Here is an 8377-nt window from a genome sequence, read left to right on the forward strand (position 1 = left end):
AGCATGACTTCTGCCGAAAAAATAGAACCGGTCAAGATAGAGCAGGAAATGAAGACCTCGTACCTGGATTACGCTATGAGCGTAATCATCGGCCGGGCTTTACCTCACGTGCGGGACGGCCTCAAGCCGGTCCACCGCCGCATCCTGTATGCCATGCGGGAGCTGCGCAGCGACTACGACCGTCCTTATAAAAAATCCGCCCGGGTCGTGGGTGACGTTATCGGTAAGTATCATCCGCACGGCGACGCCGCGGTTTACGACGCCCTGGTGCGCATGGCCCAGAATTTTTCTCTTCGGTATCCCCTGGTGGACGGTCAAGGCAATTTCGGGTCGGTTGACGGTGACCCTCCGGCGGCCATGCGTTACACCGAGGCGCGCATGGCCCGCATCGCTCATGAGCTGCTTCAGGACATTGACCGGGAGACCGTTGATTTCGGAGACAACTACGACGGTTCACTTCAGGAGCCATTGGTTCTGCCTTCCAGGCTGCCCAACCTCATCGTCAACGGCGGGTCCGGTATCGCCGTGGGCATGGCCACCAATATCCCGCCTCACAACCTTGGAGAGGTGGTGGACGGCCTGATAGCCCTTATTCACAACCCGGATGTTTCCGTAGATGAGCTGATACAGTTCATTCCCGGACCTGATTTTCCGACCTCTGGATTTGTTTACGGCCAGCAAGGCCTGCTAGACGGCTACCGCACCGGCCGGGGCGTTATCAAGATTCGAGCCAGGGTCAATATAGAAACACGGGCCAGGGATGGCAAAAAATCCCTGATCGTTACCGAACTGCCTTACCAGGTAAACAAGGCCCGTGTGGTCGAAAATATCGCCGAGCTTGTCCGGGATAAAAAGGTGGACGGGGTTACAGAGATCAGGGATGAATCCGACCGGGACGGCATGCGGATCGTCCTGGAAATCAAGCGAGACTACCCGCCGGAGATAATCAGTAACAACCTCTACCGCATGACCCAGCTCGAGGTCTCCTTTGGGATAAACATGCTGGCCATTGTCAATCAGGTGCCCGAGGTTCTTAACCTCAAGGACATCCTCAGACTTTTCCTGGAACACCGCCGGGAGGTTATTGCCCGCCGCACCAGGTTCGATCTGGCCAAGGCCGAAGCAAGGGCGCACATCCTCGAAGGCCTCAAGGCGGCCCTGGATCAACTGGACATGGTCATTGATCTCATCCGTTCGAGCGCCTCCCCGGATACCGCCCGGACACGGCTTATGGAACGGCTGGACATCACCGAGATACAGGCCCGGGCCATCCTGGATCTCCGGCTCCAGAGACTGACCGGGCTCGAACGCCAGGCCATTGACGATGAGTACCTGGAGGTGATCAAGGCCATTGCCAACTACTGGGCCATCCTGCAGAGCGCGCAAAGGGTCAACCAGATTATCGAAGAAGAACTGCTGGAGCTCAAAGAGACATACGGCGACGAACGGCGCACGGAAATCATTGATCCGGTTGATCAAGACCTGAGACCGGAAGACCTGATCGTTGAAGAGGACATGGTCGTGACCATTTCTCACACCGGGTACATTAAACGGAGCCCCATCAGCCTCTACCGGGCCCAGCGGCGAGGCGGTAAAGGCGTCACCGGCACCCGGCCTGGCGAAGAGGACTTTGTGGAACGCCTGTACGTGGCTTCGACGCACAGCTACCTCCTCTTTCTGACCTCAGCCGGATACCTGCACTGGCTCAAGGTGCATGAAATTCCCCAAGCCGGACGCATGGCCCGTGGCAAGGCCGTGGTCAACCTCTTGAATCTGTCTCCAGGCGAGAAAATGGCGACCGTGCTGCCAGTCAGAGACCTTCAGGAAGAAAATCGTTTCGTGGTCATGGCCTCTAAAAAGGGTCTTATCAAGCGCACCCCTTTAAGCGCCTTCAGTCATCCCAGGCGCAGAAGCATCATCTGTCTGACGATCAACCCGGGAGACGAGCTGGTTTCAGCCGGCCTGACCGATGGGTCCAACTTCATCTTCCTGGCGACTCAAAGCGGTAAGGCCATCTGTTTTTCTGAAAATGAGATCCGGTCCATGGGCCGAACCGCCGCGGGCGTTAAAGGAATACAGCTCTCGCCCGACGACAGCGTGGTCGGCATGGAGGTCCTGAGTGAGTCCCGCGACAAGGATATCCTGACCGTAACGGCCAACGGATATGGCAAACGAACTCGGGCCGACGAATACCGAGTTCAATCCAGAAGCGGTAAAGGCCTCATCACCATAAAGACCACGGACCGCAATGGACCGGTCGTCGCCGTCTTTCAGGTAGTTGATGAGGATGAACTGATGCTGATCACTGACACCGGCCGCATCATCCGCACCAGAATCAAAGAAATCCGGGTCATTCACCGTAATACCCAGGGTGTTAAGCTTATTAATGTTGACCCAGAAGAAAGAGTCATGGCCGTCGCCCGGCTGGACGAAAAAGACGAGGATTAAGCTCTGCCAAGCCGGCTCAGTGCCAGATGATATGACAGCGTTCAAGAAAGTAAAGAGCTTCCTTCTCCTCAGCCTGGCGCTTCTCTTCCTGGCTGGGGCCTGCGGCTCAAAAAACGAGGAGGCCTTTCTTCAGGAAGCGGACGCCCATTTCGCAAAAGGCAGCCCTGACAAGGCGGTCCAAACTTACCGGGATTACCTTAACGAGTTTCCTCGAGGGCGTTTCAGGGATCAGGCCCTGTTGCGCAAAGGTGAGATCCTTTACTACGTCCTGGGGAAAAAGGGGCCGGCCGTGCAAGCCTTCAGCCGCTTGGTCCTGGATTATCCCTTGAGTGAGCCCAGCTTTCAAGCCAGAGAGATCCTGGCCGCGATTTATCGGGACGAGACCGCTGATTATCTTCGCGCGGTCATTGAATATCGCTGGCTTCTTAACCACCGTCCGGCCAACAAGAAGGCGGATGAATACCATTATCAAATCGGGCATTGCTTCTTTCTGGCCAATCGGCTCGAGCAGGCCATCATGGAATACAAACTGTTTATTGAGGGCTATCCTGAATCTCGCTTTGTCGAGCGGGCTTATAATGAGTTGGGCGGCGCCTACATGATCCTGAAGCAGCCGGAGCAGGCCTTAAGCGTTTTCAAGACCGCTATTGACAGGTTTCCTGAAAGTTCACTCCGGCCGACTATGGATTTTAAAACCGCGGAGTGCTATGAAGCCATGGACCGTCTTGATGAAGCCCTGGCGCAGTATCAATATGTACGGGAGATGTATGACAATTGGCCGGCGGTTGATATCCGCATTAAAGGGGTTGAGTCCCGGCAGAAGAGCAAGCAGGGACGGGCCAGGAAAGGAAATAAATGAGTTTGATCGAGCGCCTGAAGGATATTCGAACGATAAGCGTGGTCGGAGCTGGCGCCTGGGGAACGGCCTTGTCCCGCCATCTGGCCTCTAAGGGGTTTAAGGTCGCCCTCTGGGCCCATGAGGACGAGGTGGTCAAGCAGATAGAGTCAATCCGGGAGAACCAGGCCTACCTGCCCGGGGTAAAAATTCCCGAAAATGTTACGCCGTCCACGGACTTAGAAACAGTGGTTCGCGGTCAGGAGATCGTTATTTTAGCGGTGCCATCTCACCACATGCGCAGCGTGGTTACACGTTTGGCTGGATTTCTTTCGGCGGGAGTCATTCTGGTCAGCGTTGCCAAAGGCATTGAGAATGAAACCTTGATGACCATGACCCAGGTCTTTGAAGATGTTCTGCCTGAAAATCTGGCCGCATATCGTGCCGCGCTGTCCGGGCCGAGTTTTGCCCGGGAGGTGGGTCAAGGTCTGCCCACGGCTGTGACCGTGGCCTGTCATGACCGGGATGTCTCTCTGCTGCTTCAGCAGGTCTTTGCCTCGCCCACACTGAGAATATATACCAGCCAGGATGTGATTGGGGTGGAGCTGGGGGGTGCCTTGAAGAATCTGAGCGCCATTGTGGCAGGCATCTGCGATGGCATGAAAATGGGACTTAACGCCCGGGCCGCCATCATTACCCGCGGCCTGGCCGAGATCACCCGCCTTGGGGTCAGAATGGGGGCTAACCCGCTAACCTTTTCCGGGCTGGCAGGCATGGGCGATCTCGTCCTAACCTGCACCGGCGATCTTTCCCGCAACCGCGGCGTCGGTCTGAAGCTGGGCCAGGGTCAGAAGCTATGCGATATCCTGAAAAACACAAAAACCGTGGCCGAGGGGGTTCGAACCACCCTTTCCGCTAAAGACCTGGCTGAAAAGGAAGGGGTGGATATGCCTATCACGGTGAAGCTTTACGAGATTCTCTATGAGGACAAGGAGCCGCGGCAGGCCATGGTTGAACTTATGTCCCGCACCTTAAAGCCCGAGATTGACCAGGGGATGCTGTTTTAGCCAACAAAATCCAAAAAAACTTTCTAACAATGATATAATATTTCCATGCCTCGCTACCGGGTTATGGATCATACGGCTGACCTGGGGGTGTATTTTTACGGGGCCACCCCGGAAGAGGTCTTGATTAATGCTGGCGCTGTATTGTTTGAGCTCATGCTCAGCGGCAAGCCTCGAAGCGGTGATATCCAAAAGACCGTCATCCTCGAAGGGTTGGACCTGGAGGACCTGCTGGTGCGCTGGCTTTCTGAACTCCTTTATTTCTTTTCCGTTCGGAAAGAGGTCATGACCGGGGCTGAAATCAAATCGCTCTCCAGTACTCGACTTGAAGCCCGGATTAAGTTGGCCCCTTTTGATCCCGCGACCCAGGCGCTCAAAATGGAAATCAAGGCCCCGACCTACCATCAATTGGAGCTTAAGCCTAGAGAAGCGGGCTGGCGAGCCAGGGTTATTTTTGACCTTTAATTAGGAATCAGTCATGGAGATAAAGCGGCTTGACGACTATCGCTGGGAGATTCCGGCCACGGGCGCCATGCGCGTTCCCGGGCTGGTTTTTGCCGACGCCGAATTGATAAAGGAAATCCACCGGGATGGGAGCTTAAAGCAGGTGGCCAACGTTGCCCAACTGCCTGGCATTATTGGCCATTCTCTGGCCATGCCGGATATCCATCAGGGTTACGGCTTTCCCATTGGCGGGGTGGCGGCCTTTGATTTTGAGGAAGGGATCATCTCTCCGGGCGGGGTGGGTTACGATATCAACTGCGGCGTCCGTTTGATGACCTCCGCCCTGAGCGTGAGCGATCTCAAGCCGTACCTAACGGTCCTCATTGAAAGGCTTTACAAAGATATCCCGAGCGGCCTTGGGTCCACCGGACCGCTTAAATTAAGCAAGGCGGAAATCAAGAAGGTCCTGACAAACGGCGCCGGGTGGGCAGTTAAGAATGGCTTCGGCGAACCAGGTGACCTGAATCACTCTGAAGAGGGCGGCGCCATGGAAGGGGCCGACCCGGAGGTCCTGAGCGAACGAGCCCTGGAGCGAGGTCTGAAGCAGCTGGGCACCCTCGGATCAGGGAACCATTTCCTCGAGCTGGATCGGGTGGACGAAATCTTCGATGAAAAGGCCGCCCAGGCCTTCGGCCTGTTCAAGGATCAGGTCACGGTCCTTATTCACTCCGGGTCCCGCGGCCTTGGCTACCAGGTCTGCGACGATTTCCTCAAGACGATGATGAAGGCAGTCAACCAGGAGGAGCTGGCCCTGCCAGATCGCCAGTTGGCCTGCGCCTTTATTCAGTCGAAGCCCGGGCGTAAGTATTTCGCGGCCATGGCCGCGGCCGCGAACTATGCCTGGGCCAACCGTCAGGTCATCATGCACTGGACCCGGGAGAGCTTTGAAAAGACCCTCGGCCTTGGCCCGCGGGACCTCAGGATGAACCTGGTCTATGACGTGGCCCACAATATCGCCAAAAAAGAGCGGCATGAGGTTGACGGGCGGGAGCAATGGGTCTGCGTGCACCGCAAAGGGGCAACCCGGGCCTTCCCGCCCACCCACCCCGATATCCCGGCTGATTACCGTCATGTCGGCCAGCCGGTTCTCATTCCAGGAGACATGGGCCGTTCTTCCTTTGTCCTGGCCGGAGCGGCCGGAGCCATGGAGGAATCCTTCGGGTCGTCATGTCACGGCGCCGGCCGGGTCCTGTCCCGCACAGCAGCCAGGAAGAAGGCCAAGGGCCGGTCCATATATGGTGAACTGGAGCAGCAGGGCATCGTGGTGCGCTTCTCCGGGCGGGATACCCTGGCCGAGGAGATGCCAGAGGCCTATAAGGATGTCACCCGCGTCGTTGAGGTGGTCCATCAGGCCGGGCTGGCGCGAAAGGTGGCCCGCCTCAAGCCGCTGGGACTGATCAAGGGTTAGGGCTGTGAAGCGAAGGCGTGAAGATCAAATTGCCCGGCCTGATTGACCCTGGATTCTCGCTTTTTCGGAAATGGCAACCCTGACTGTAGCTCCTCATGCTGAAACCGAAACCCATATATCCAGATCAGGGGGCCAAAAGGAACCTTGCTGTGAAGACCACCAGAGACTCTGAAGTTCTGTCATTCCTGCGCAAGCAGGAATCTATTAACAACAATTATAGCGATTGTCAGAATTATATTCCTTTTGGGTATTATTTTTTTTTGCACATGGATTCCTGCTTACGCAGGAATAACAACAACTTCCACTGTCATTCCCACGAAAGCGGGAATCCAGAAAGGAATATATTTTTTAGAACTACTCTAAAATTATATCATGAAGAATTATTATGTGTATATATTAGCAAGTAAAAGAAATGGCACCTTATATCTTGGCGTAACGAACGATCTTGTGAAACGGATTTACGAAAAAATATGGTGTTCATAGATTGGTATATTACGAAGAGACAAGAGATAGCCTCAGAGCAATCGAAAGAGAAAAGCAGATTAAAAGGTGGAAAAGGCGATGGAAGTTAGAACTTATTGAAAGAATTAACCCTGAATGGAAAGACTTATACGATGACCTGCTTTGAATCCTGGATTCCCGCTTTCGCGGGAATGACAAATCTGATTGTGGTTCCTCACGCTGAAACCGGAGCCTATATATCCAGATCGGGGAATTTAAAGGAACATTGCCGTGAAGACCACCATAAACCCTGAAGTTCTGTCATTCCTGCGCAAGCAGGAAACCAGAATTTATCAAGAAATTAACCAGAAGGCCATTGCTTCACAATCTGTTGCACAGTCTGGCCTTGAGTGAAATTGCACCGGCAGGCTGGAAAGCCTGCCCAACATGACAGAGAGAACCAACATCCCGTTAATAGAAGTTCTCTCATGCCTGCACAGGCATGAATTCATATCAGAACATTTTTTTTTAACCCTCATTGATATAAAGTGAAAGCAAGAATTCAAGACGCTGAACTTGTATAAATCCAGGCATAGACTTTATCCTGCCAACCAGATACGGACGGCCTTGATTTCGGACCGTGATTTTAAAGAAACGCTGGCATATTGAAATATTCATGGCCGTGTTTGCCTTCCTGACGGCGTGCGGCCTGGCTGTTTCTTTGTGTTCGGCTGAGGCTGGCGAGTCAGCCGCCTTTTGTATCATGGATCAGGCCGGGCCGGGGCTGGCCCGGGATACAAAATACATCTTTGGGGCGGCGCTGCGGCCGGATAAGCAGGACGCCCTGACGATTGCCAGGCTGGCCGCTGCCATGGGCGCTCTGGTGATCATAGATGAAGATATCCAGGATTTTTTTCAAACGAACCGGACGGAAACGATCAATCGGATCGGCGATTACCTTCGAACCATTGGGTCCGCCGAGTCCGTATTCATCGGCAATATCGGATTGATTGGCGCTGGTCTGTGGCTTCGAAGGCATAAACGCGGGGATAAGTTCCTGCAAACCGCGTTGTTAAGCACAAAGGCGCAGTTGTTTACAGAGGTCATGACCGGACTGGTTAAATTCACCGTGGGTCGGGATCGTCCGGACGATGGACACGGGAAGGTCTCTTTCCATCCCTTCCATGATTTTGATGGCTCCTTTCCTTCAGGTCATGCGGCCCGATCTTTTGCAATGGCGGCCGTGTTTGCCGACCGCTATGGACCCCCTGTACCACTCTTAGCCTATTCGGCCGCGGTGTTGATCAGTCTTTCGGGGGTTTCCCAGGACGATCATTTCGCCTCAGACGTGCTGGCCGGAGCCGCTTTAGGTTTTGCCATGGGGAAGGTGCTGAGCCGCTGTCACCGGGAGCCTGATGCCAGGTGGGCCGTGCTTCCCTTTATTACGAATACCAGGCGCGGAATAGGGTTAACTATCAGGTACACGTTTTAGGCCGATACGATACATACAGTATTGCGTTTGAAATAAGAGCAGATCCCGGAATTCAGGGATCACCCTATCCTGGGCCGGAGTCGAGTCTGTCATTTCCTGGATCAAACGCAGCCTGGGATTTGATCGGTGCAATTGGAAAGGGCTCCAGGCTTTTGGCAGGTATGTGTGGTTGTCGGTCGTTAGCG

General features: G+C 54.5%; 6 protein-coding genes and 1 pseudogene. All 7 read left to right on the forward strand.

Annotated elements, in window-relative coordinates:
• Positions 1 to 3 precede the first annotated feature (3 nt).
• Positions 4 to 2448 (forward strand): DNA gyrase subunit A, encoded by a 2445-nt coding sequence (gene gyrA, locus JRI95_03710; protein ID MBW2060652.1) that lies wholly within the window; start codon positions 4 to 6, stop codon positions 2446 to 2448.
• A 19-nt stretch (positions 2449 to 2467) separates the two neighbouring features.
• On the forward strand, positions 2468 to 3307 hold the full coding sequence (locus JRI95_03715) for a tetratricopeptide repeat protein (GenBank protein ID MBW2060653.1): 840 nt from the start codon (positions 2468 to 2470) through the stop codon (positions 3305 to 3307).
• On the forward strand, positions 3304 to 4350 hold the full coding sequence (locus tag JRI95_03720) for an NAD(P)-dependent glycerol-3-phosphate dehydrogenase (protein MBW2060654.1): 1047 nt from the start codon (positions 3304 to 3306) through the stop codon (positions 4348 to 4350). The genes JRI95_03715 and JRI95_03720 overlap by 4 nt, the downstream gene beginning before the upstream one ends.
• Before the next feature lie 45 nt (positions 4351 to 4395).
• Positions 4396 to 4812, forward strand: coding sequence for an archease (locus JRI95_03725; protein ID MBW2060655.1), 417 nt, complete (start codon positions 4396 to 4398; stop codon positions 4810 to 4812).
• Between the two features lie 13 nt (positions 4813 to 4825).
• Positions 4826 to 6259, forward strand: a complete 1434-nt coding sequence (locus tag JRI95_03730) for an RtcB family protein (protein ID MBW2060656.1) — start codon at positions 4826 to 4828, stop codon at positions 6257 to 6259.
• A gap of 372 nt (positions 6260 to 6631) precedes the next feature.
• Positions 6632 to 6887: pseudogene (locus JRI95_03735) on the forward strand (GIY-YIG nuclease family protein).
• 453 nt (positions 6888 to 7340) lie between these two features.
• Positions 7341 to 8192 (forward strand): phosphatase PAP2 family protein, encoded by an 852-nt coding sequence (locus JRI95_03740; GenBank protein ID MBW2060657.1) that lies wholly within the window; start codon positions 7341 to 7343, stop codon positions 8190 to 8192.
• The last annotated feature ends 185 nt before the right edge of the window (positions 8193 to 8377 follow it).

It is taken from the genome of Deltaproteobacteria bacterium, from assembly GCA_019308995.1.
In the GTDB taxonomy this organism is placed as follows: Bacteria; Desulfobacterota; Desulfarculia; order Adiutricales; family JAFDHD01; genus JAFDHD01.

Excerpts from the sequence above, each read along its gene's own strand:
- gyrA (MBW2060652.1), top strand. The coding sequence starts at position 4 with ATGACTTCTGCCGAAAAAATAGAACCGGTCAAGATAGAGCAGGAAATG.
- JRI95_03720 (MBW2060654.1), top strand. The coding sequence starts at position 3,304 with ATGAGTTTGATCGAGCGCCTGAAGGATATTCGAACGATAAGCGTGGTC.
- JRI95_03725 (MBW2060655.1), top strand. The coding sequence starts at position 4,396 with ATGCCTCGCTACCGGGTTATGGATCATACGGCTGACCTGGGGGTGTAT.
- JRI95_03730 (MBW2060656.1), top strand. The coding sequence starts at position 4,826 with ATGGAGATAAAGCGGCTTGACGACTATCGCTGGGAGATTCCGGCCACG.